General features: G+C 51.8%; 19 protein-coding genes, 1 tRNA gene and 3 pseudogenes. 12 read left to right on the forward strand and 11 right to left on the reverse strand.

What is annotated here, in order from left to right; all coding sequences use genetic code 11:
- Positions 1-342 precede the first annotated feature (342 nt).
- The 3 genes from A7Q03_RS08880 to A7Q03_RS08890 all read left to right on the forward strand — a co-directional run bounded on the left by A7Q03_RS08880 (position 343) and on the right by A7Q03_RS08890 (position 3,074).
- Complete coding sequence (locus A7Q03_RS08880; protein WP_067449159.1) at positions 343-1,347, forward strand: BtrH N-terminal domain-containing protein; 1,005 nt, start codon at positions 343-345, stop codon at positions 1,345-1,347.
- Between the two features lie 152 nt (positions 1,348-1,499).
- Positions 1,500-2,342: a mechanosensitive ion channel family protein gene (locus A7Q03_RS08885; RefSeq protein WP_067449162.1), complete on the forward strand. Its 843-nt coding sequence runs from the start codon at positions 1,500-1,502 to the stop codon at positions 2,340-2,342.
- 102 nt (positions 2,343-2,444) lie between these two features.
- On the forward strand, positions 2,445-3,074 hold the full coding sequence (locus tag A7Q03_RS08890; RefSeq protein WP_067449164.1) for a DUF421 domain-containing protein: 630 nt from the start codon (positions 2,445-2,447) through the stop codon (positions 3,072-3,074).
- Positions 3,075-3,203: 129 nt separating this feature from the next.
- On the opposite strand, the pseudogene A7Q03_RS08895 reads toward A7Q03_RS08890, so the two are convergent.
- The 5 genes and pseudogenes from A7Q03_RS08895 to A7Q03_RS10445 form a co-directional block, all read right to left on the reverse strand.
- Positions 3,204-3,527, reverse strand: a pseudogene (locus A7Q03_RS08895) (hypothetical protein); the annotation flags it as partial.
- 100 nt (positions 3,528-3,627) lie between these two features.
- Positions 3,628-4,074 (reverse strand): GatB/YqeY domain-containing protein, encoded by a 447-nt coding sequence (locus A7Q03_RS08900; RefSeq protein WP_067449168.1) that lies wholly within the window; start codon positions 4,072-4,074, stop codon positions 3,628-3,630.
- Between the two features lie 121 nt (positions 4,075-4,195).
- Positions 4,196-4,567: a hypothetical protein gene (locus A7Q03_RS08905; RefSeq protein WP_369814447.1), complete on the reverse strand. Its 372-nt coding sequence runs from the start codon at positions 4,565-4,567 to the stop codon at positions 4,196-4,198.
- A 194-nt stretch (positions 4,568-4,761) separates the two neighbouring features.
- The gene (locus A7Q03_RS08910; RefSeq protein WP_067449170.1) at positions 4,762-5,934 is read right to left on the reverse strand and encodes an NYN domain-containing protein; all 1,173 of its coding nucleotides are present in this window, start codon (positions 5,932-5,934) and stop codon (positions 4,762-4,764) included.
- 64 nt (positions 5,935-5,998) lie between these two features.
- Positions 5,999-6,187 (reverse strand): hypothetical protein, encoded by a 189-nt coding sequence (locus A7Q03_RS10445; protein WP_197474762.1) that lies wholly within the window; start codon positions 6,185-6,187, stop codon positions 5,999-6,001.
- A gap of 382 nt (positions 6,188-6,569) precedes the next feature.
- On the opposite strand from A7Q03_RS10445, the gene A7Q03_RS08920 reads away from it, so the two are divergent.
- Positions 6,570-6,654: transfer RNA gene (locus tag A7Q03_RS08920), tRNA-Leu, on the forward strand.
- Positions 6,655-6,999: 345 nt separating this feature from the next.
- Here A7Q03_RS08920 and A7Q03_RS08930 read toward each other — a convergent pair.
- The 3 genes from A7Q03_RS08930 to A7Q03_RS08940 all read right to left on the reverse strand — a co-directional run bounded on the left by A7Q03_RS08930 (position 7,000) and on the right by A7Q03_RS08940 (position 9,356).
- On the reverse strand, positions 7,000-7,284 hold the full coding sequence (locus A7Q03_RS08930; RefSeq protein WP_067449176.1) for a hypothetical protein: 285 nt from the start codon (positions 7,282-7,284) through the stop codon (positions 7,000-7,002).
- A 12-nt stretch (positions 7,285-7,296) separates the two neighbouring features.
- Entirely contained in the window at positions 7,297-8,139 is an 843-nt protein-coding gene (locus tag A7Q03_RS08935; RefSeq protein ID WP_153705574.1) for a hypothetical protein, read from the reverse strand.
- 527 nt (positions 8,140-8,666) lie between these two features.
- Positions 8,667-9,356 carry a hypothetical protein gene (locus A7Q03_RS08940; protein WP_067449180.1) on the reverse strand — a complete coding sequence of 230 codons (690 nt, stop codon included), beginning with the start codon at positions 9,354-9,356 and terminating at the stop codon, positions 8,667-8,669.
- A 963-nt stretch (positions 9,357-10,319) separates the two neighbouring features.
- Here A7Q03_RS08940 and A7Q03_RS08945 point away from each other — a divergent pair.
- From A7Q03_RS08945 to A7Q03_RS08985, 8 genes and pseudogenes are all read left to right on the forward strand, one after another.
- Positions 10,320-11,522 (forward strand): beta-ketoacyl-ACP synthase III, encoded by a 1,203-nt coding sequence (locus A7Q03_RS08945; RefSeq protein WP_067449200.1) that lies wholly within the window; start codon positions 10,320-10,322, stop codon positions 11,520-11,522.
- A 44-nt stretch (positions 11,523-11,566) separates the two neighbouring features.
- The gene (locus A7Q03_RS08950; protein ID WP_067449182.1) at positions 11,567-11,959 is read left to right on the forward strand and encodes a hypothetical protein; all 393 of its coding nucleotides are present in this window, start codon (positions 11,567-11,569) and stop codon (positions 11,957-11,959) included.
- 889 nt (positions 11,960-12,848) lie between these two features.
- Positions 12,849-12,965, forward strand: a pseudogene (locus A7Q03_RS10900) (ESPR domain-containing protein); the annotation flags it as partial.
- 30 nt (positions 12,966-12,995) lie between these two features.
- A complete protein-coding gene (locus A7Q03_RS09960) occupies positions 12,996-18,323 on the forward strand; it encodes a YadA-like family protein (protein WP_231881800.1) in 5,328 nt (1,775 codons plus the stop codon).
- 89 nt (positions 18,324-18,412) lie between these two features.
- Positions 18,413-18,880 carry an outer membrane protein assembly factor BamE gene (locus A7Q03_RS10670; RefSeq protein ID WP_231881802.1) on the forward strand — a complete coding sequence of 156 codons (468 nt, stop codon included), beginning with the start codon at positions 18,413-18,415 and terminating at the stop codon, positions 18,878-18,880.
- Entirely contained in the window at positions 18,820-19,251 is a 432-nt protein-coding gene (locus A7Q03_RS10675; RefSeq protein ID WP_231881803.1) for an OmpA family protein, read from the forward strand. The genes A7Q03_RS10670 and A7Q03_RS10675 overlap by 61 nt, the downstream gene beginning before the upstream one ends.
- Before the next feature lie 253 nt (positions 19,252-19,504).
- On the forward strand, positions 19,505-19,912 hold the full coding sequence (locus A7Q03_RS08980; protein ID WP_067438342.1) for a bacteriohemerythrin: 408 nt from the start codon (positions 19,505-19,507) through the stop codon (positions 19,910-19,912).
- Between the two features lie 265 nt (positions 19,913-20,177).
- Positions 20,178-20,750 (forward strand): annotated as a pseudogene (locus tag A7Q03_RS08985) (beta-class carbonic anhydrase).
- An 84-nt stretch (positions 20,751-20,834) separates the two neighbouring features.
- On the opposite strand, the gene A7Q03_RS08990 reads toward A7Q03_RS08985, so the two are convergent.
- The 3 genes from A7Q03_RS08990 to A7Q03_RS09000 form a co-directional block, all read right to left on the reverse strand.
- On the reverse strand, positions 20,835-21,368 hold the full coding sequence (locus A7Q03_RS08990; protein ID WP_067449189.1) for a membrane integrity-associated transporter subunit PqiC: 534 nt from the start codon (positions 21,366-21,368) through the stop codon (positions 20,835-20,837).
- Positions 21,368-23,005 carry an intermembrane transport protein PqiB gene (gene pqiB, locus A7Q03_RS08995; RefSeq protein ID WP_067449191.1) on the reverse strand — a complete coding sequence of 546 codons (1,638 nt, stop codon included), beginning with the start codon at positions 23,003-23,005 and terminating at the stop codon, positions 21,368-21,370. Before pqiB ends, A7Q03_RS08990 begins: the two co-directional genes overlap by 1 nt.
- A gap of 90 nt (positions 23,006-23,095) precedes the next feature.
- Positions 23,096-24,322, reverse strand: a complete 1,227-nt coding sequence (locus tag A7Q03_RS09000; protein WP_153705625.1) for a paraquat-inducible protein A — start codon at positions 24,320-24,322, stop codon at positions 23,096-23,098.
- Between the last annotated feature and the right edge of the window lie 284 nt (positions 24,323-24,606).

Consider the following 24,606-nt stretch of genomic DNA (forward strand, 5'->3'; position numbering starts at 1 on the left):
AGAAAAGGAAGCAAAAGAAAGGCGACTGCGGGCACAGGTTTGGCTTCGCCAAACTTCCCTCACTCCACGCGGTTTTTCGGGCGGGCTCGTAACTTGCGGCTGCGCCGCTTCGAACATGCAAGCCCTTGTTCCCCGAAAAACCGCGCTCCGCTCGGCTGTGCCAGCAGACAGATGGCAAGACCGATAGGTTTAGGGGAGAGTTAACTGTATTTATCTTGTTAGATGTCCAAGGCTACCTGAAGCAGTAGGTTTTATCCCGTCTGCCGTAATATAGGCTACCTGAAATTCCATCCACTTCATTTTTCACGTATCATCTGCCTCCCCGCAACCAACGCCAACGTCATGACTACCTTCACCCACCAACACACCGCCCACTGCGAAAGCGGCGTGATATCCACCCTTCTCACCCACCACGGCTGCGCCATGAACGAAGCCATGGTGTTCGGGCTGGCTCACGCGCTCACCTTTGTGTATTTGCCCGTGGTCAAGCTCAACAGCATGCCCCTGATTTCCTACCGCATCGCCCCGCGCGGCATCATCAAAAACGTTTGCCGCGCCCTCGGTGTGAAGCTGGATATGCGCAAATTCGCCCAAGCCGAGCGTGGTGCGGCCGCGCTGGATGAGGCGCTTTTGCGCGGGCAGATTGCCGGTTTGCAAACCTCTGTGTATTGGCTGCCTTATTTCCCGCCCGAAATGCGCTTTCATTTCAACGCCCACAACCTTTTGGTGTATGGCCGAGAAGGCGAGGATTATTTAATCAGCGACCCTGTGTTTGAAACGCCCCAGCGCTGCGCCGCCGCCGATTTGCAGCGCGCCCGCTTTGCCAAAGGTGCCTTGGCCGGCAAAGGCCTGATGTACACGCTCGACACCGCCAGCCTGCCGCAAAAACAGCAGCTGGCTGAGCGCCTGCCCGCCCTGCTGTATGCCGCCATCCGCAAAAACGCCAAACAAATGCTCGCCCCCGTGTTTTTCGTGGGCGTGCGCGGCATCCGCACCGTGGCCAAGAAAATCGAACGCTTGCCGCAAGAGCCGGAAAAATACCAAAAGCTGTGGCTCGGTCATCTCGTTCGCATGCAGGAAGAAATCGGCACCGGCGGCGCCGGCTTCCGCTATATTTACGCCTATTTTTTAGAGCAGGCCGCCGATGCCTGTGCCAACCCCGCCCTGCAAACTGCCTCGCAGGAAATGACCGCCATCGGCGACCAATGGCGGCAGCTGGCCAGCCAGTGCGTGAAACAATGCTGCCGCCCGAGCGAACAAGGCTGCGCCCAAATCGCTGCCTTTCTGCGCGAAATTGCGGATAGGGAAGAAAAACTGTGGCGCGGCTTGCTGCATATTGCAAAATAAGCTAGAGCGCAAGATGAAAGGCTACCTGAAACTTCAGGTAGCCTTTGCAGATAGTTTTATTAAATGCTGAGTTACTCACTCTAAACTACTGCTTTGATTTTCAGATTTACTTGTTTGGAATTCTCTTTTTCAACCACACACATACAAAAATCATGGATTTAGATATTCAACAACTCTCCTCAGTTTCCGGCTGGGAACACCTTGCCGAAGTCGGCATGGCATTTGGCACCAATTTGGTTGCTGCGCTGGCGATTTTCCTTATTGGTAAATGGATAGCTGCCCGCCTCGTTATTTTGATGAAGGGCACTTTGATACGTGCCAAAGTGGATAAGACGCTGGTCAGCTTTCTCGGTAATGTGGCTAATATTGGTTTGTTAATCCTCATTATTATTGCTGCACTGGGCAAGCTGGGCATCCCCACCACATCGGTTACCGCCTTAATCGGCGGCGCGGGCTTGGCGGTCGCCCTGTCGCTGAAAGACCAACTGTCGAACTTCGCTGCAGGCGCGCTGATTATCCTGTTCCGACCGTTCAAAGTGGGCGATTTCATTAGGGTGAACGGCTTTGAAGGCACCGTGAGCGAAATCAAAATGGTGCAGACCACATTGCATACGCCAGACAACGAAGAAGTCATCCTGCCCAACAGCGTGGTGATGGGCAACAGCATTGTGAACCGCTCTTCCGACCCGCTGTGCCGCGCCCAAGTGGTGGTGGGCGTGGATTACGCCTGCGATCTGAAAGCCGCTAAAGCCGCCGTATTGAAAGCCGCCACAGAGCATCCCCTGTGTGTGCAGACCAAAGACAGGCAGGCCGTGGCATACATCACCAACCTGGGCGACAGCGCCATCGAAATCACATTGTGGGCGTGGACGAACGAAGCCGATTTGGGCGCATTCCGCTTCGGCTTGAACGAACAGGTGGTGGAAAACCTGCGCGCTGCCAATATCAATATTCCTTTCCCGCAGCGGGATGTCCATATTATTTCTCAGGCCTGATTAAAAGTATAAAAATTTAATCGTTGATAGCTGAGGCCTGCCCTAATGCCGGGCAGGCTGCTTCAGCCATATCGTACGATACCGTTTTATGAGGTACACCATATGTTTTATGTCATCGTTGCAATCAAACTTATCCTGGGCCTGTTGGCCCTGGTGCTGGTTATTAACCTGACCGGCAAGGGCAATCTTGCGCCAGCTTCGGCCAGTGACCAAGTGCAAAACTATGTGCTTGGCGGGATTGTGGGTGGCGTTATCTACAACACCGATATTTCCATTCCCGTATTTATGTTGATTTTGGCCATTTGGTTTGCAGCGGTTTTATCGCTGCGCTGGTTGAAAAAACATAACAATTTGGTTAAGAGATTAGTGGACGGGCGGCCTGTAATGTTGATTTCCCGCGGCAAAATCGATGTGGACGCGGTGCGTAAAGTAGGCATCTCGGCCAATGATTTGTCCTTTAAGCTGCGTATGCAGGGCATTTATACGATAAAAGATGTTAAGCAAGCCATTCTTGAACAGGACGGGCAACTCATCGTCACCTCTTTTGGCGAAGAAAACCCGAAATATCCGCTGATTACTGATGGCAATATCCAGCCTACTACGCTGGAGATGATTGATAAAGATGAAGAGTGGTTGCGGTCTGAATTGAAAGAGCAAGGGATAGAAGATATTAGCACGGTATTTCTTGCGGAATACGATAGCGGTAAGATTACCGTTACGGGGTATGAGTAGGTGTAGGCTGACGTTTTGCCCTGTACTCAATCAGAAAGGCTACCTGAAACTTCAGGTAGCCTTTCCTTTTCAGGTAGCCTTGCTGGCATTTCAAGCAACCTGTTAAAGGCTACCTGAAACTTATCTGCATTATTTCGCCTGCTGTGCGGCCAGTTTTTGCGAGAAGGCGGCCACTTCTTCGCGTTTGGCGCGGGCTTTTTTGCTGTCGATGGCTTTGCGAGCTATGTCCACGCCTTCGTCGAGCTCGTCGCTGCCGTGCACCACGAGGGCGTGTTTACTGCCGAGCTGCTGGAACACGTGGGAGAGGATGCCTACCAAATCAATGTGAAACACGCCGATGAGCTGGCTAGCAGCTCCAGCGAGGTTGGTAAGCGGGCCCAACACGTTGAACGCGGTGCGTACGTCCAATGTGCGACGCACGGGGACAACGTATTTCATGCTGCTGTGGTAGTTGGTGGGGGAATGGGGGTTTCTTTGCGGGAAAAGATAAGGCTACCTGAGAGCGCAGCCTAAAATTTGTCGGCATCTTTGTTCGGGTAGCCTTTGGCATTTGCTATTTCTGCAAGGCGGTTTTGAGCAGGCGGCTTACATCGCTCATATCGGCCTGGCCGGCGAGGCGTTTTTTCAGCACGCCCATGGCTTTGCCCATGTCGGCCATGCCGGATGCGCCGGTTTGGGCAATGGCTTCGGCCACGGCGCTTTGGATTTCGGCTTCAGACAGCATTTCGGGCAGGTAGCGCTGGAGGATGGCCACTTCGGCCAGCTCTTTGTCGGCCAGGTCTTGGCGGCCGGCTTCGTGATAGATGGTGGCGCTTTCTTTGCGCTGCTTAATCATTTTGCTGAGCATGGCGGTGATTTTGACATCGTCGGCTTCGGCGCGCTCGTCCACTTCGTAGCGTTTGATTTCGGCATTGGCCAGGCGGATGGTGGAGAGAGTGAGCGTGTCTTTGGCACGCATGGCGGTTTTCATGTCTTCGGTGAGGCGGGTTTTCAGGCTCATGGTGTTCTCCTTTTTGTTTGAGGTTTGAATTTGGGGGTTCAGGTAGCCTTTGGTTTTGCTACGAAGCGAGCCAACGCGGGAGCGGAAGTTAGGCTCACTGGCTATTGCGGCCGCGTGCTCTTTAGATGAAGTTAGCCAGCATATCGTGGCCATGTTCGGTGAGCAGGGTTTCGGGGTGGAATTGTACGCCTTCTACGGTGTGTTGTTTATGGAGCACGTCCATGATTTTACCGTCTGCCGCCCAGACGGTGATGTCGAGGTATTTGGGCAGACCGGCGAGTACGCCGCTATTGGTGTGGTACACGGGCGATACTTTGCCGTGCATCAGCTTTTGCACGCACGATGCGGCCGCCGAGCTTGAGTGGCCGAGGCACACGCCCAAAATGGGAATCTGCCCGGCAAAGCGGCGCAGAGGGGAGCACGGAAATGCCGGCTTCTTTGGGCGAGCAGGGGTCGGGGCCGATAACAAGGTATTGGGGCCGGAGTTCGACAATTTCGTCCAGCGCTATGTCGTCGTTGCGGCGCACACTGATTTCCTAGCCGAACTCGGCGAAGTATTGGACGATGCTGTAGATGAAAGAGTCGCAATTATATGTAAATAACAGCATGATATGTTTTATTTATGAGTCTACCTGAATTGGCTTGACAGCAATCGGTTTTGTTTGTTTCAGGTAGCCTTTTGCTTGGCTAGGCTTGTTCGTTTTTCACGATAAAGGCTTTGTTGATGCGGATGCGTTCGCCGCGACCGGCTTTTTTGATTTCCACCCAGTCGCTGTAGATGGAGTGGATGAGGTCGCGGCCGTTGGCGCAGCCGTATTGGATGGGGTCGATGGCGGCGGGAAGCTGTTTGACTACGTCGCCCAGCCGCGCCCAGCCGTCGGGGTCGGCGGTGGCTTGGATGGCCTGCTGCACGGCGGGAATGAGCTTGGTGAAGGAAGGTTTGGCGGCTTTGGACGAACTGGCTTCGGCTTTGGCGGACTGGGGTTTGCGTTTGGCGGGTTTGCTTTCGGTGGGCTGGTCGCTTTGCTGGCGCGGCTCGTTTGGGTTGGGGCGGGCTTCGCTTCGTTCATTCTGGCTTTGCCGTGCTTCGCGTTGCTCGTTTTGATTTTCAGGTAGCCTTTCGGGGTGGGATTCGGTTTTGCGGCGCACTTGGAGCTGGTTGTTGTCGGTGCGGTGTTCGAAGATGTCGAAGGATTTGATGAGGTCGGAGAGTTTGCCGTAGCCGTAGAGGCGGGAGTCGAAATCGGGGTTGATTTTATTGATGTAGCTGCCGATGGGGCCGAGGTTGGCCCAGCCGAGGTCGTCGGCGTTTTCGCGTACGGCACGTTTGAGCAGGGGCAGGGCGTCGGGTGTGTTGTTGCTTTCTTCGGCGGCGGGGGCTTTGCCGTTGCCGCGCTCTTTGTTGGCACGCTGTTTTTCGGGCAGGAAGATTTCGGTGTAGATAAATTTGTCGCAGGCTTTGCGGAAGGCGGTGGGGGTTTTCTTTTCGCCGAAGCCGTATACAGTGAGCCCGCTTTCGCGCAGGCGGCTGGCGAGGCGGGTGAAGTCGGAGTCACTAGACACGATGCAGAAGCCGTCGAAATTGCCGCTGTAGAGCAAGTCCATCGCATCAATTACCAAGGCCATGTCGGTGGCGTTTTTGCCTTTGGTGTAGGCAAATTGCTGCACGGGGATGATGGCGTGCGGCAGGAGGGCGGCTTTCCATTTGGAGAGGCCGTGGCTCCAATCGCCATAAATGCGTTTCACACTGGCGATGCCGTATTTGGCGATTTCTTCGAGCAGACGGTCGATGATGTCGGCGGGGGCGTTGTCGGCGTCGATGAGGACGGCGAGGCGGGCTTGTTGGTCGTTTTTCTGCATGGTGTTTGGTTTCTGGGTTGAGGCTACCTGGAAAATGGTTTTCAGGTAGCCTTTGGTGTTAAGGCTATTGGTTTAACAGGGTTTTGAGGTCTTCCACCAGATGGATGGCGGTTTGACTGACGGCTCCCATCACCACGGAGCAGCCGTTGCGGTAGGTGGAGGTGGATTCGCTGCCGCTAGGGTCTTGGCTGATGTCTGTGCCGTGAAACCGGCTGGCAACAGCAGAGGTGGTAGAAGCCGAAGATGCCGACACTTCAGGCACGGCAGGTGGTTTGGATGGGCAACCGTCCGATAGCAGGAGGGCTGCGGATAAGGAGTATTGGTATGCATATGCGGCGATTATATATAGTGGATTCACTTTAAACCAGTACTGCGTTGGCTCGCTATGCTAGCTGCACCCTGTGGCTTGTTAACTTGTCCTGATTTAAGCCAATCTGCTATACTTAATAAGTACAAACTAGAACTCCACCATCGCACAAAATGAGGTTTTGGCCAGCCAAAAGGCAGCACGGCGGAGTAGGGCTGTGGTTTTATTGTCATTGAAAACTCGGTTTTAAACGGCAAAACGGCGGATGTGCAGGTAAAAAACTTTACAAACGTGGAAAAATGCCTATAATGCCGTTTCCTCATCACCTGCCCAGGTGGCGAAATTGGTAGACGCAGGGGACTCAAAATCCCCCGCCGCAAGGTGTGTCGGTTCGAGTCCGACCCTGGGCACCACAAACCGCTTTTCAGCGGTTATTTTTTTATCTTCCCGTACCCACTAAAAACTGCAAAGTAATTTAAATTCAATCGATTGATTTGTTTTGATTTTAACTTTCCATCTTTACAAATCTTCCCTTGTTTTCCAAAAGCCACATCAATCAGTTGGTGCTTTTGTAGGTGCATGGTTAAGATAACTGGCAAAAGCACCAACATCCTAGTATGGCAAATTGAGAGAGAGTATGACTAAAATAAACGGTTATTCTGCCAATAAGGGAAATGTTATGTTATTAAGTGACCACAAGATTAAAAGCCTCAAACCCGGTAAGAAAAAAACAGACCTTGGCCGACGGTGGAGGGCTATCATTTGTCGTTGCTCCTATTTTCCGAGGCAGCACACGGTATTTTGTCTACAATTACCGCTATCACGGTAAAGCACAGAGGCGATTGTGGGAGGCCTACGGCATTCAGATAGGGTTTCAGGCAGGTTTGGAATAGCAGGCCTTGGTAGAGGCTGTGCTCCAGCTGGGCGTAAGTGTTGTTGGCCACGCGGATAATTTCTTTCACTTGTTCCAGTGTGCCGTAGCTCAGTGTGCGGGAATCTTCGCCGGTGAAGGCATCCAGCAAGCGGATTTTGTCTTGTAGCATGTCAAAATCGGCCTACAGTTCGGGGGAAATGTTTACTTTGCCGTTGCGCAAAGCCTGCAATTGGGAGAGTGTGTTTTGCAGTTGCTCAGCAGTCAGCGCCACTTTATTATTAAAACGGCTGAACAGCGGATCGTTGGCCAACAGCAAATCGCCCATCTGGCGGGTCTGGCCGTCAGTGGTGGTGTAGCTGCCTTCCTGCGCCAGCGTGTTGCCGTCGCCCAGGCTGCGGTTGGTGTTGCGAAATTGAGTGTTGAGCAACCGCACCTTAGCCTGCTCCAGCGTGAGCAGCTCGCCTTCCTGGCTGATGCCGTCTTGATTGAGATCGCGCCAAACGCGCAATGAAGAGAACGCCTTGTCGGCCGCATCGATTTTGCCGTCGCCGTTGTCGTCCAAATCGGCCAGCGCGGCAAAACCGTGTGCCGCCATGCCGCCGTTTTTCAGGCGGGTGGCATCGCCGAACAGCTCGCTGCCGTTGTTGATGATGCCGTCGCCGTTGCGGTCGTACACCAACAGCCCGCCTTCTTTGCCTACCCAGCCTGAAGCGGTGCGGATACCGTCGCCGTCGTGGTCGAAGAGGCTACCTGAAAACTGGTTGGCGGCCACAGTGCTGATACCGTTGCCATCAAGGTCTAGGGCGAGGGGGTCGACGATGTGGTATTTTTTGCCTTTATTGGCGTGTTCATGCCATTTTTTGAGTTTGCCACCATCTACCCAATGCTGTTTTTTAAGGTGTTTAGAGGGAGTGTTGTCCGGAACGGTAATGTCATAGGATTCGTATTTTCTTTCTAACGATGGAATAGTGCCAAGGTTATCAAATCTATTTATCTTTCGATCTCCCATGGTATCTGTAGGCATATTCTCAACATGAATTTTTGTTCCTGGTAGAGCATGTTTTGCTAATTGATCAAGGAATGCTCTTAGGTTTTCGGGGCTACTTGGTAAAGCACCGGGCATTCCACCAAAAAATCGATCAGCTAAACCAATACGATATAAAGCTGTCCCTATATAATCTATTACAGCTATTAGTAGGGAGACTGTATCCAGAGTGGAAGCCATCAAGCCATAATTGATTGTTATTGGCTTCTCTAGAGAAGTTATTCATTAAGTAATCAAATTTCCAGTGTAATAGAGGTAATGGGATGATCTTTATCTGCTATATAAAATTCGTTATCATGCCTATTTACATGACCTTTTTCCCCCGTATCTGATTCAGCAGACTAACCAAAGCTAGCTATAAAATTTCCTGATTGGTGTAACTCGTACCACATATGCCCTGGTAGAGAATGTTTTCCTCCAGGTTTAGGTGTCCCTGATGGGGCACTCCTAATAGTAAGAGTGTACGTATCATTAGCCATAATCATTTCCTTTCACTTGTCATAAGGTTATTTTGGTAGAGAATAATCTGGATTAATACCTATATAGGTATTTATTCCTTTAAAATCATCTATATATTTGCTATTATCACTGATTTTAAATTTATATCTTCCAGGTCGCAAATAAAAGCATCCAAACTTTAAATAAGATGAAATATCATTTAAATTCTTTGATCTTCCATCCCATCCATCAATTATATCTAAATTTGTATATTCTCTTTGGTTTATTAAATTCTGTTCAATTCCAGTAATTTTATATATCTCCAGTTTTATAGAGTACATTTCTTGTCTATATTCTGTAGGGGCTAGTCCTTGTAAGTTATGGAATGATGTGAAATATTTATCGTCATATGTATTAATTTTATCTTTATCCCCTGCTTTTAGTTTTGTTGAGCCATTAATAAAATCTATGTTCATTCCAAGACAGTATGAGTGCTTGATATAAATATTTTTATTGATCTCGATCTGTCCGTTTTTACCTAAGGGGAAACTATTATAGGATGATGGTTGGAATATTCCCAAGATAATTGTTCTTGTAAAGGGGATATTAATTAATACATACAGCAACACCGCCCAAATGGATATGCCCCATAGCCATGGAGAAAAACGTTTCAGGTAACTTATTTGATGAGATGGGGGCTGAGGTTCGGCCCCAAATATTTGATCATTTTTATGTATTGAAGGCTGTTGTTTATCCATCTCAAATTCCTTTTAACAGGATTGTTACAGCAAGCATAGGTCGGGCACTTGCTACCTACGCGGCTACCTAAAAACCACGCAGACATCAACGCCATCCAGCGATATATCGATAATCTTCATCTGCCGTACATCTTAAATTTGCAGCTCCGCAGAAACCTGCATTGCCCGTTTTCAGGTAGCCTGAAAGCACACAGACGTAAATGTTTGCCCTGCGCTTGTCAATCTTCTGTTGATTATTGAAATAATATTGAACTTCCGTATGCGGCAGGCTACCTAAAGGCGTAAGCTTCGGTGAAGCTAAAACATTGGCTCGGACGAAGCGGAAGCACCGCGACCGCCTAGGTTAAAGCCTGGCGGTCGAAGCTAAAATTTTTATTTTACTACATATTGGTTGGCGTGAAAAGAATTTATTTTGTATAGGAGCGATAAGAAGCGATAAAAAGAAAGAAACTGTTGGCATGAGTTGCAATCTTGCCTGCAGGCTACCTGAAACTAGCTGCTCTCCGCTGCTGCATTTGCACTCTACAAAAGACAGCTGCTGCTGTTGGCCAATCTTGGGCTTTACCTAATCGGCGTTGCCCTTTTTAGCAAGTCATGAGGTTGCTTTGCTGCAGGTGTTGCTTTTAGGTAGCCTTTTCCATTTGGTTATGCCGTTATTTGGCTGTTCCATTGCTTGGGGCTTTGCCTGGGGCGCGGCTTGGATAAATAGTTTTGCTTGAATGGCACGGATTTGGTGGGATTGTTGCAAAGAAGCTGCATAGTTTGGGTGTGTGAGTGCTTTTGTTGGTGTTTAGGATGTGGCATATGGCGGTTCGCATTTATAATTATGAGCATAGAATGCGGCTTTGATAAAAGCCTGCCAAATAATACGACAGCCTGAAATGATTAGCATTTCAGGCTATTTTGCGTTAGCTGCTAAGTTTCAGGTAGCCTTTGCTATATGCCGCTGTAGGCTACCTGAAAATGTCCACACACACATCATATAATATCGAAGGGGAGCTGGAATTGCATAAGCCATCAGATGTTTATATCAAGCGCGCTGCTGCGTTTCTGCCGAATCCGCCGGTGAGCAATGAGCAGATGGAAGCTGTGCTCGGTATGGTGGGGGATATGCCTTCGCGGGTGCGCAAGATGATTTTGCGCTCCAATGCCATTACTTCCCGCCATTACGCCATTGATCCGCACACCCGTCAAACCACTCATAGCAACACGGAGCTGGCTGCGCAGGCGGTGTGTGGTTTGTTGGGGCAGGGCTTGCGTGCGGACGAAATCGGTAGCCTTGCCTGCGGCACGTCTTACCCCGACCAGATTTTGCCCGGCCATGCGGTGATGGTGCACGGGCTGCTGCCGCAGATTCCACCCTGCGAGGTGGTGAGCACAGCTGGCGTGTGTGCGGCAGGGATGGCGGCGATGAAGCAGGCCGAACGCGCGGTGCGCACCGGGGAATGTAGCGAAGCGGTGGCAGCGGCTTCGGAAACGGCTTCTGCGGTATTGCGCGGCGAGCGTTTCCGTTGTGAAACCGACAGCCTGCGCCTGCAGGATGCCAAGCCGGAAATTGCGTTTAACAAGGATTTTTTGCGCTGGATGCTGTCGGACGGTGCCGGCGCGGTGCAGCTGGGCAGTGAGCCGCTGGCCGGGCAGTTGAATTTTAAAATCCATTGGATTGATTTGCTGTCGTATGCCAACGAGATGCCGGTGTGCATGTATGCCGGCGGCGAAGTGGGGCAGGGTGGGGAGTGGCTGAGCTGGAAAGATGTCGATGCTGATGAGTGCGCCAAGCGCAGCCTGATGGTGGTGAAGCAGGATGTGAAGCTGTTGAATGAAAATATCGTGGCTTACACGGTGGAAAAGCCGCTGCGCCGTCTGATTGCCAAGCACGGCCTGCAAGCCGGCGAGATTGATTGGTTTCTGCCGCATTACTCCTCCGATTTCTTCCGCAGTAAGTTAGCCGATGGTCTTGCTGCAGCGGGGCTGCCGATTGCCGAAGAAAAATGGTTTACCAACCTGCACTATAAAGGCAACACCGGCTCGGCGGCGATTTACATTATTTTGGAAGAGTTTATGCGCCGCACGGATATCCGAAATGGCCAGAAAATCCTATGCTACATTCCCGAAAGCGGCCGCTTTTCCACTTGTTTTATGTTGCTGGAAGCGGTGTATGCCTGAGGCTACCTGAAAACCCAGATTCTGCTTGTTTGGAACTATTCAGCATGGATATCAACGACATTCCGCAAGACGACAGCCCCAGCTATCGTGGGCATCAAAAAATTATCTATGGCACGCACAATGGCCGTTACCAAGCCGCCACCAGCACCGGCTGGCAAGACGAATCCTACGCCACTGTGCAGGCCGTGGCCGAGTTGGAGGAACAGGCCGAAGCCGCCAAGCAGGCCGTGGAGCGTGGCGAGCGTTCCGCTTTGTATTACCACATGTTCCGCAGCCGATACGACGAAGTCGGCCTGGCTATGGCCGCCGGCGTATGGCGTTGGCAGCTGCGCCGCCATTTACAACCAGTCGTGTTTGAGGGGCTACCTGAAAAAACCTTGGCTAAATACGCCCAAGCGTTGGGTATCAGCTTGAGCGAACTGCGGCAACCGTTTTGAGGCGATGGATGGAGCAGGATAGCAACCTTGTTTTTCCTCTGTATTAGGCGATGGGTGTAATAGGGCCTTTGTAAAGACAATTGCTGAAAATTTATTTTACAGCTGAGAGTTTGAAACGCTTGTTTATCCTAATGATAAGCAAGCGTTTTTGTGTAAGGACTAGGGGCGATTGACATTGGGTTGTGTTTGCCCGATTTTGCGGTGCCCTGTGCCATTTACGATCTAGGTTTGTGTTGTATTACGATTAAAACCTCATAAAGGGTAGGGAGGAGAAAGTTACCTGAAATTTAGGAGGACATGGCAATACAATATTTTATTACTATTTTGTTGCGTATTATAGAGAATTTTGTAATAGATATTGCTGCTAAGCTACAAGTTGATTCAAGCTAGGAATAGCTTGTAATTTACTTAGGGAGGTTACTCAATAAAGTGAAGCTTCGGCTCGGGCAATAGGAAACGAGCGTATTTATGCTTGGTTTTTAGGTGGTATTTAAGTGTTTGTATATCCAGGAATTATAATATTATGTTCGCTACCTAAAAACCGCCTGAAATGTGTAGTTGATGTGGCTTGTATAAGTAGAGAGTGTTACAAATTTGTTGCAAGTTTTTGTAAAAGAAATCCAACCAAGCGATAAGCGGCTAGGATGATACGTTAACTGCCTGTATTATGCCAGCCTCAATTTGCCCACGGGTTTAGAATACGTAGTCTATTGAATTTATTTGAATAAAATAAAGGCACTCCGCAAAAATAATTTAAGTTTTGTATGACCTGACAAGCGTAGGAAGAAATCGATGGTGATTGATGTAAATCAACCGATGGGCTTTTCCGTTGTTTAATGTGTTTTATTTTTTGATTCTTTAATTTTGGAAAGTTAGGAAGCTGAATTATATGAACAAAGTTTACTGTACCGTATGGAATGAATGTACCAACACTTGGGTGGCTGTGCAGGAAACAGCTAAGGCGCATGGCAAGTCGGCCTCTATTATAAGTGCAAATGGTATTAGTGGGGCTATTTTGAGTCGAGTAGGCATTAGAATGTCCCGCTTTGTTTCTTCCGCAGTAGTATTGGCTGTGGCTGCTGTAGCCGGTCAGGCTAATGCCGAAGCTGGATTCTATTTTAACGACGGTCGGGATATTAACTGTACAGGTCTTGCTGACAGTACAAATGCTGTTCAATATGCCATCATGGGTACAAACATTCATACGCCATTGCGGGGTATAGGCACTGTGCAAGTACCGAATCCTACTTTTTTTGGCATAACGCCGACATATAACCCGTGTAAGCCGATCAATGGGACTGGCGCGGAAAACCGTGATACACAGACCAACCGCACTTTGTTCTATGGCACTGTAAATGCTCCTGCTAATACTACCGATAATGGCGCCAAAAACCTGACCTTGGGCGGCCGATTGGATGTCAACAGCGGCATTATTGGCATCGGTAACCGTGGCACGAACGGGGTTGATCCCAACTTCACTCAGAACGGCGAATATAAAGATACCAATGGTAACCTGTATCGTTCATCGAACAGCATTCGCATGGGTACTGGCATTACTTTAAATGAGGCCAATAACAAAGAGGCATCTATTGCTATCGGTGTAGACACCAAATCCACTGGGCTCAGAACGGTAGCCATCGGCTGGGCGGCAGAGGCAACTGGCAACGAAGATGTGGTCTATGGCGTGCGTGCCAAGGCATCCGGTGGGCAGGCCGTAGCTTTGGGGCCGTCGACTCAGGCGATTGGTGCCCAGTCTACTGCAATCGGTAACAACAGCATTTCCAGAGGCGATTCTTCCGTAGCTATCGGCGGCGATGATTTGAATGCTGTGTCGAAGGATGCTGGTGGTAATTTCAATCAATCCGACGTGGCGAAGAAGTACAAGGCGCTGACAGGCGATGAGTTGGTGCAGAATACCGCTGCACCGTTCATTCCCACTGAGTCGGGTACGGCGGCTGTAGCTGTCGGCGTGCAGGCCAAAGCGAGCGGTAGTCTTTCCACTGCATTCGGTACGCGTTCTGCTGCTTCGGGCGTGGCGTCATTGGCACTGGGCGTGGGCTCCAATGCATCGAAAGAAAATGCGGTTGCATTGGGCGCGGGCAGCACCACGGCTGCAGCGGCTACGTCAGAAAAAACGGCAACCGTGGGTTCAATCACTTATGGCAGCGCGGCTAATCCGTTTGCTGGCAGCGGCAGCGTGACTGCCGGTGACCAGGTTTCTATTGGTACGGCAGGTTTCGAGCGCCAAATCAAACACGTTGCTCCAGGCGCTATTAATGCTGCCAGCACCGATGCCATCAACGGCAGCCAGCTGTTTTATGTAACGCAAGGATTGCAAAACCAGATTGGTGCTGCGAAAACGCATTACTATAGTGTAAAAGGCAGTGGTGCTACCGACGGAAACTACAACAACGACGGCGCAACAGGTACGCATGCACTAGCCGCTGGCGTAAATGCGTCTGCTTCTGCGGAGCATTCAGTAGCCGTAGGTTCTGCAGCCAAGGCAATGGATAAAGGAACTGTTGCGTTTGGTAATGATGCTCAAGCGACAGGACGAGATGCGCTGGGTATTGGTACGACAACTCGTGCAAACGGAATGGGCGCAACCGCAATCGGTAATACGGCTGAATCAACCAAGCATGGGGTTGCTATCGGTAATGGCGCACATGCAAAAGCTACGGGCGGTTATTCCACCGCGGTCGGTACCGGTTCCAAAGCTATGGGAGATGCTGCAGTAGCATTAGCTAATGATGCGAAGGCTGGAGGACGAAGTTCTGTTGCAGTTGGTAGAGAGGCTAATGCAGGGGGTGATGCTGCGATTTCTATCGGGGAATCGGCTGCTGCTAATGCTGCACAAGCTATTGCAATGGGTCGTGAAGCCAAGGTTACTAAAAATAATAATATCGCTATTGGCTATAAGTCCTCGGCTACCGGCGAAAGGACGGTCGTGGTCGGCCCGAATGCAATTGCGACTGCCGATGATGCGACCACAATCGGGAGTGCGGCAACAGCAACAAAATTACGCAGTTCGGCATTCGGCAGTAATGCGAAAGCTGACGGTATTGATTCCTCCGCATTAGGACAAGGTGCTGAAGCCAAAGCGGATAGCGCAACAGCTATCGGTTCTAAGGCTATTGCTTCTCAGGGTAGCTCCACCTCTATAGGTACTGAGGCTAAGGTGGCAGCCGCCAGCGGTGTTGCTATCGGTGCGGGTGCAAAAGTAGAAAGTGCTGGACAATATGGTACTGCCATCGGTTCTGGCGCATCGGCAACCCATTCTAAGTCTGTTGCATTGGGTAGTTCTTCGACTACTGAAAATGCGGTAGGTACAAATACTGCAACGGTAGGCAATATCACTTACGGTGGTTTTGCGGGAACCAATCCTGTTGCGACAGTAAGTGTTGGTAATGGCAGTGAAAAACGTACAATTACCAATGTGGCCGCGGGCCGCATCAGTGCCACCAGCACCGATGCCATCAATGGCAGCCAGCTGTATGCCACACAAACGGTGATTGGCAATGTGGCTGGTAGCATGAAGAATATTTTGGGTGGTAATGCAGCCGTCGGTGCCGATGGTAAACTCAGCATGAACAATATTGGTGGCACAGGTAAGGGCAACATTCACGAAGCCATTCAAGCCAGTAGAACCACGGTGTCTTCTAACAACGGCAGCCTTACGGTCACCAAAACGACCAATGGAACAACTGGCGCAGATAACTACGATCTGAGTGTCAACGCCCAAGGCTTGGCCGAGTCTGCCCAGCTGCCGGTGGTCTACACCAAAGCTGACGGCAGCAAAGTGTACAAACACACCGATGGCAAGTTCTACACCCAGCCTAACGGCGCAGGTACTCAAGTAGCAGCTGGCGATGTAATTGCCAGCATGCAGAATGCCGCTGGCTCCACCACTGAGCCGACCACATTGGCCAATGTGAAGAGCAACCTGGCTGATACAACCAATGCTGTAAACAACCCGGCCAACAACAGCCGCGCTGATTTTGCAGGCAAAGGCAACAATGCCGCTACCGTAAACGACGTATTGAACGCTGGCTTCACCGTACAAGGCAACGGAGTTAATAAGGACTTCGTCACCCACGGCGACACCGTCAACTTCGCCAACGGCCAAGGTACTGTAGCCAAAGTAACGAGTACCAACGGCGTAACTACCGTTAAGGTTGATACCCCGATGACCTATGCCGATGCTTCAGGCAACCCCACTAATACGCCAACTAACAGGGTGAACTTAGTAGGCGGTACCGCAGGCAACCCGGTTACCTTAGGTAACGTAGCGGACGGTACTGTTGCCGCAGGCAGCAAGGAAGCTGTAAACGGCGGTCAGCTGTATGCCACCAACCAAAACGTGGCTAAAGGTATCAACTTCGGCGGTACTACTGGCAGCAACAACTACAAGCTGGGTGACACTATCAACGTGAAAGGTGACAGTAACATTACCAGCACCACTATAGCTGGCGGCACACAGTTGGCGTTGAACCCGAACCTGAACGTAACCAGCGTAACCACCACCGATGCAGCTGGTAATAAAACTGTTACCAACGGTAGTGGCGTAACCATCACTCCGGCAGCAGGTGGCGGCAACCCCGTTAGTCTTACCACCGGTGGTCTGAACAACGGCGGCAACAAAATTACCAATGTTGCTAGAGGTACGGATGGCACGGATGCAGTTAACGTGAATCAGCTGAATGCGGCTAAAGCAGCAGCCACCAGCAAGATAGAAGCAGGCAACGGTATTAGTGTTAGCAGTACGCCAAATGCTGATGGCAGTACCACCTACAAAGTGGCTGCCGACACCACTGCGTTGAACGTGGGCGACGGCACCGGTGGCAACCCGGCTGGTAAAGTGATTGCTCCGGCTCCCGCTGATGCTAACAAACTGGCTACTGCCGGCGATATAGCCAAGGCCATCAACAACAGCGGCTTCAACATCGATGCTGGCGGCAATGTAGCGGGTAATCATTCTGCTACGCTCGCCAAACCCGGCAGCACTCTGACCCTGAAAGCGGGCAACGGGTTGACTGTGAAACAGGAGGTGGACGGCAATGGCAATCAGAGCTACACCTACGCCCTGAATGCCCAATCTGTGGTGCAGAGCGCCCAAACCCCAGTGGCGTACACCAAAGCTGACGGCAGCAAAGTGTACAAACACACCGATGGCAAGTTCTACACCCAGCCTAACGGCGCAGGTACTCAAGTAGCAGCTGGCGATGTAATTGCCAGCATGCAGAATGCCGCTGGCTCCACCACTGAGCCGACCACATTGGCCAATGTGAAGAGCAACCTGGCTGATACAACCAATGCTGTAAACAACCCGGCCAACAACAGCCGCGCTGATTTTGCAGGCAAAGGCAACAATGCCGCTACCGTAAACGACGTATTGAACGCTGGCTTCACCGTACAAGGCAACGGAGTTAATAAGGACTTCGTCACCCACGGCGACACCGTCAACTTCGCCAACGGCCAAGGTACTGTAGCCAAAGTAACGAGTACCAACGGCGTAACTACCGTTAAGGTTGATACCCCGATGACCTATGCCGATGCTTCAGGCAACCCCACTAATACGCCAACTAACAGGGTGAACTTAGTAGGCGGTACCGCAGGCAACCCGGTTACCTTAGGTAACGTAGCGGACGGTACTGTTGCCGCAGGCAGCAAGGAAGCTGTAAACGGCGGTCAGCTGTATGCCACCAACCAAAACGTGGCTAAAGGTATCAACTTCGGCGGTACTACTGGCAGCAACAACTACAAGCTGGGTGACACTATCAACGTGAAAGGTGACAGTAACATTACCAGCACCACTATAGCTGGCGGCACACAGTTGGCGTTGAACCCGAACCTGAACGTAACCAGCGTAACCACCACCGATGCAGCTGGTAATAAAACTGTTACCAACGGTAGTGGCGTAACCATCACTCCGGCAGCAGGTGGCGGCAACCCCGTTAGTCTTACCACCGGTGGTCTGAACAACGGCGGCAACAAAATTACCAATGTTGCTAGAGGTACGGATGGCACGGATGCAGTTAACGTGAATCAGCTGAATGCGGCCCTGGGTGCTTTGAGCGGTACCAACAATGCTAACATCATTGCTCTGGATGCCAAAGTTAACGATGTAGCCAATACTGCCAATGCTGGTGTGGCCCAAGCCATTGCCACTGCAGGCCTGCCGCAGGCTTACTTGCCGGGCAAAAACATGGTGGCTGTGGGTGGCGGCTACTACAAAGGCGAAACCGGTTATGCCGTTGGCTTCTCCACTATTTCTGATAGCGGTAACTGGATTATTAAAGCTACCGGCAGTGGTAATTCACGTGGTAACTTCGGTGCTTCTATCGGTGCAGGCTATCAGTGGTAAGCTGAAAGAGGCTACCTGAAAATCTAAGCATAGAAATTTCAGGTAGCCCTACTGGATTCTCCAAAATAAACAACCCAAAGGAAAAAATTATGAAATTTGCTAAAGTAGCCCGTTGCACAGCAGCTGTGGCCACTATCGCCATAGTATTGTCTGCCTGTTCCTCACTAACAAGAGTAAGCTCAAGCGGTACTACTGACCAGCCGGTATGGCCAAAGTGGGATCGGGTAACCCTCAATAAAACCCGTGGCACCTTCCCTGATTTGGGCAGCCTGAACCAAGTGAGAGCTGGCCTGACCAAAGACGATTTGTACTACCTGATCGGCCGTCCGCACTACGGTGAAATGTGGCGTCCGCGTGAATGGAACTACCTGTTCCACTTCCATACTCCCGGCCAAGGTACCAATGGCGTAACTACTTGCCAATTCAAAGTGTTGTTCGACAAAAACATGTTCAGCAACGAAACTTACTGGCGTGCTGTTGATCCTGAAAACGCCACTTGCCACCACTATCGCAAGAGTCTGCAGCCCCTGCACAACAGCAGCACCGCTACACGCTGAGTGCAGATGTATTATTTGCGTTCGACCGTAGCGGCGAATATGATTTACAACCACGTGGACGCGAAGAGCTGAGCGAATTGGCCGCTAAATTGAGAAACTTCGAGCAGCTCAATAGCATCACCGTAATCGGCCACACCGATTACCTCGGCTCAGATGCCTATAATCAAAATCTATCGCAGCATCGCGCCGAAACTGTGCGCCGTTATTTGGTAGCTCAAGGCTTGCCGGCTGACAAAATCCGCGCAGTTGGCATGGGCGAATCCCAGCCAGTTAGGCAGTGCGATAACCACGGAGGACGCAACCAGCTGATCACCTGCCTGCAGCCCAATCGTCGTGTGGAGATCCAAGTAGACGGTTACGGCAGCCGCTAAGCTTGCCTATAGGCAGTTTTGTTGGTACTCAGTTGGCAATAAATAAACCTTTCTGTTTCGGCAGAAAGGTTTATTTATTGCAGGGGAGGAAACTGGCATAAGACTTGCTTGAAATTAGATAGCTCTTACATATCTGTTTCACCTGTCAGGATTTTGCTGGCGGATTTTCGGTTTTATGTAAAAGTTGCTGCTTGGCAAGGAAGTTTAAGTGCCGCGGCGATCAATTTTTTGTTTACTTGATGAGGGATACACCATGCCTTTCGTATATTGGACTTCCGATTTGGACACCGGACTCGACGATATCGATGCACAACACCGCCAATTGGTTGATTATACTAATAAGTTGTATGATGCCAGAGAAGCTAACGATAAAGAAGCTATCGAGCTGGAACTCCAACACCTGATTGACTACACCGTAGAACACTTCAGCTACGAAGAAATGATGTTGGAGGAGGCACAGTACCGTCTGGTAGAGCAGCACAGAAAAGTGCATCAAAACTTCGTAAACCGTATGAGTACCCTGCAAGCCCGTTATCACAACGGCGACCTTGAAGCCTTGGATGAAGTAATTACTTTATGTGAAGGCTGGTTGTTCCGCCACATCCGTATTAACGACCATGGCTACGTTGACAGCGTGAAAGCATCCGGCATCCGCTCTTAATCTGAGTAGATTTTGCTCCATAGGCTACCTGAAAATCGTTTCAGGTAGCCTGTTTGTATGGCCATCCAGAATAGGAATGATACGGTGTTGCCTTGTCTTGCTACTGTTTTTTGTCTGTAGTTCGGCGTCTTCATCCTACTTGGGAAGACTATATTAAGGAGCACATTTAAATAGAATGCAGAAATGATTTACTCCTCTGGTATATATTGAACATTACTTATCCGTATTACTTTGCAGCTCCATCCCAGCTATGAAGGGAGCTTTCATGAACCTACTTGATGAAACTATAAAACACAACAAACACTTCGTTGAAAGCGGCGAATGCGTAGAATTTTTCAGCAATAAATACCCTGAAAAGAAACTGGCCATCCTATCCTGCATGGATATACGTATTTTTCGAGCTGCTGTATGCCGCCTTAAACTTGAAAAACGGCGATGGCAAAGTTATCCGTAATACCGGCGCTGTAGTGCCGCACCCGTGGGGTTCAGGAATACGCAGACTCTTGGTGGTTGTGTTTGATTTAGATGTGGAAGAAATCATGGTGGTGGTGCATCATGACTGCAGCATGTACGGCTTTTCTCCCAATCGCCCGTTTAATAAAGCCCGCGCCGCCAGCATTCCGGAGGCGAACACCAACATCCTACGTCATACTGGTATTGACTTAGACGTCTGACTCACCGGCTTCGATAATGCTGACGACAGCGTACGCCAACCGTGAAGTCCATCAAACAACACCTGCTGATGTCTGAGTGCATCGCCGTATGCGGCTTGGCTATCCACCCTGCTACCGGCAAGCTCACCGTGGTGATGGAAGGCAATAAAAAAGCCGCCGAGTAAACACCGCTTTGGCCAATAACCTGCGCTTCATGCCCGCTGCTTTAGTTTTCAGGTAGCTTTTTACTGATGTCTGTGGCGTGGTATTTAGTGGCCGCCTACGGTGTCGGCAGCACGGGTTAGACCTTGGGACAGGGATTCCACCATGGCGGGGTAGCCGTCGCCTTGCTGCGGGGTTTGGATGTTGAACGGGGTGGTTCGGCCGTTTGGCCATTGGGCATAGCCGCTTACGAGGGTGAGGCCTTGGAAGCTGCCTTGGAATTGCTCGATGTAAATCTTGAGCACGGGCAGGCCGTTGCCGCGGCCGTAAGGCACGAAGCGGGCGCTGCCGTGGCGGTTGAGCCGGTTGCTGAAGGCGGCGGCAAGGCTTTGATCCAGCGGAGCGGCCCACAGGTGGTGGCGGGCGAAGTTGAGGCGGTGGGCGTCGGTTTGGTAAACGAGGCCGCCTTGGCCGAGTGGCTCGGCCAGGATGATTTGCACGGCGGTTTGGCTGCTGCTTTGGCCGGCGGGCGGCACAAAGGCGCTGTCGGGCAGGCTGAAATACTGGGGGGCGGGGGTAGAGGCACAGGCGGCCAGCAGCAGGGCTGTGGCGGCAACGGGCAGTTTGGCAAACAAGGACATCAGCGGCTTCCTTTCGGGGTGGGGTCGGTGGCGGAAGAGTTGAAAATCAGGGCGTTGGGCTGCTCTTTGAGGGTGTTGAGCACGGGCGCGGCCTGCTGCAGGGTGCGGTCGATGCTGCGCAGGGTTTTCTGCACGTCGCCATACACGGGCGATTGCGGGGATACGCCCTGCAAGGTGGTGCGCAGTTCGGCCAGGGTGCGGTTGAGCTCGCCGGGCAGCTGCTGGGTTTGCGGCTGGCCGAGCAGGCGGTTGGCTTGGGCGAGCGTACCTTTCAGCTCAGTTAGGCTGCCGTTGAGTTCGCGCACGGTTTTATCCAGCGGCAGGCGGTTGAATTTGTCGAGCAGGGCGGATACTTGCTGCTGCAAATCGCCCAGGCTGCCGCCGTTGCGGCTGGCAATCACGGTGTTGCCCTGATAGCTGGCGGCGGGTTTGAGCACACTTTGGCCGGGGGCTTCGGAAAGCTCGACAAACAGGGAGCCGGTGAGCAGGTTGTTGCTGGACAGGGTGGCGCTGAGGCCTTTGCTGAGGGCGCGGCTGATTTGGTCGGCCCAGGCTTCTTTGCTTTGGCTGTCGGCGTTGATTTCGAGGCGTGAGGGGTCGATGCGGATGCGCACGGGAACCCAGCCGTTGTCGAACAGGTTGAGACTGTCGTTGCGGCTGAAATAGGGCACGTCGGTTACCGTGCCGATGGGGATGCCTTTGTATTCCACGGGCGCGCCGGCGGCCAGGCCGCGTACGCTTTGTTTGAAGAAGACCACGTAATACAGCGAGCGTGCGTCGGCTTGGTTGTCCACGTCGGCACGGCTGTCATAGAGGGGGAAGAGAGTGTTGTTGCCCACCTGGCTGCCTTTGTTGCCGTCGGGCGGGTCGTCGAAGGCGATGGCGCCGGAAATCAGGGCGGGCAGGGAAGGGGTATCCACTTTGAGGCCGCTGCCGCCGAGCTCGATTTTGAGGCCGCTTTGCAGCCAGAAGCGCACATTGTTGCCGATGAGTTTGTCGTTGGGGCTGCCGATGAAGATTTGGTAGTCGGTGGTTTTGGATACGGGATCGAATTTCGCGCCCTCTACGATGCCCACCACGATGTCGCGGTACATCACCGGGCTGCCGCTGCTAAGAATTTTGCCGCTGCCGCCTTTTAAGCGCAGCCGCAGGCCGCCTTGGGCGAAGGCAGACACGGGCGGCACATCGGCCACGGTGAATTCGCGTGCTTCTTCCGGGCTTTTCCCGGGCATTAGGGCAATATACGAGCCGGACACGAGCGTGCTCAAGCCGGTGATGCCGCTTTGGTCCACGCGCGGTTTCACCATCCAAAACTGGCTGTCTTTGCGGATCATGTCTTTTGCTTCGCCAGTGAGCTGGGCGGTGAGTGCCACGCCTTCTTGGCCGGGGCGCAGGTGGATGGCAGTAACGCGGCCCACGTCTACATCCAACACCTTAATCACGGTGTTATTCACTTCAATGCCCTCGGCATTGCTCATATACAGCGTGATTTCCGGGCCGGTGTTGCGGATGTGGTCGAACAGCAGCCAGCCGCCGGTGAAGAGGGCGATGAGCGGAATCAGCCAAACCATAAAGGAAAAACTGCGGTTGCGGCGGATTTTTGCCTGTGGTTCGCGTGTGGAAGAATGTTTATTCATTGTGTGATTTTGCGTTTTATGGAAGAGGTTTTCAGGTAGCCTATGCTGCGTTGGGGCTACCTGAAAATGGTTCGGGCAGCCCTAACGGTTTCAGGTAGCCTTTGTGTTGCGCTGGGCAGCTTTGTCCCACATCAGGCGCGGGTCGAAAAAATGTGCCGACAGCATAGTGAGCAGCACCACCAAGCAGAAATACAGCGCCGCCGGTCCGGGTACTACCCGCGCCATGTGCGTGCGGAAAGTGGACATCAGCATGATGATGACGAAAATATCAATCATCGACCAGCGCCCGATGGACTCCGTAAGCAAATACAGCTTGGAAAGCTTCTGCGGCGCCATCTTGGTGCCGAACTTCGCTGCATACAGCAGCACGCCCATGGCGATAATCTTCAGCCACGGCACCATAATGCTCGCGCTGAAAATAATCATGGCGATGTAGTGGTCGCCGTCGCGCCACATAAACTGGATACCGCTGAAAATCGTGCTGCGTTCGATAACCGTGGGGTTGGACGACACCATAATCGTCATCAGATTGGCCGGCAGCAGCAAAATCACAGAAGTAATCAACAGCGCCAAGCTCAAGCTCAGACTGTTTGGCCGCCGTTTGTGCAGCCCCGAGCCGCAAATTTCGCATTCGGTTTCGTGTGCCGGCCGCTCAAACAAACACTTGCCGCAAAACACCGAGCCGCCTTCTGGTCGCACCAAATCCTTATCCCCACGCAGCCGCCGGATTTGGTAATACACCCAATGCTCCGGCACGGAAAGCGCAATGCGGATAAGCAGCACGGACAGCACAAACATCAAATAAAACGCCGGCCCGAAATGCACTTCCGCCACTTTGCCTAGCTTGATGTAGGCCACCAGCGTGGAAATAAAAAACACATCCACCATCATCCAGCCGCGCAGCCGCACCAGCCAGCGCGTGGCCCGCAGCACACCAGGCGGCGGCTTGCCCCACAGCAGCCCGCCATACACATACAAACACAGCAGGCAGAAGAAAAACGGCGCGCCGAAGGTGAGCACAAACATCACCTCGGCCAAAAAGCCGGATTTCTGCAAAATCAGCACCTTCATCATTTCCGGCATAGTGAGCGGCACCTCTAGGCCCAACACCGTAACATGTATATACAGCCCGGAAAACACCACCGCCAGCATAATCAGCGAAGCCAAAGCCAGCGCCAGTGGCAGCAGAAACGGGTTGGTTTCCACACGCGCCAGCGGATGGCCGCAGCGCGGGCAAAACGCCGCTTTCCCCGGCTTGAGCGGCGGCAGGCGCAGCTCAAGCCCGCAGGAATGGCAGGAAATATAGTGTGCCGGCATTACCGCCTTCGGCTGATATAGCCGGTAGCGGCGCGCACGGCGCAAGCGGGTGGCGAATTTCAAAAGGAAACCGGAAGATAATGAAAAATAGTGATTATAGCCCAAAGCGGATTGGCAGCAATAGCTTAGCAGGTTTCAGGTAGCCTTGGCAGGGGAGAAGGCTGCCTGAAAAATCGGGTAGGCATATTTTCAGGTAGCCTGAACACCGAATGGAGAAAGCGAAATGGCTTGGTTCAAAATGAGCGAATGGGAATGGTGGAACAAGCTGGCATTGGTGGTGGCGG

Origin of the sequence: Eikenella sp. NML99-0057, from assembly GCF_001648535.1 — a bacterium.
Classification (GTDB): domain Bacteria; phylum Pseudomonadota; class Gammaproteobacteria; order Burkholderiales; family Neisseriaceae; genus Eikenella; species Eikenella exigua.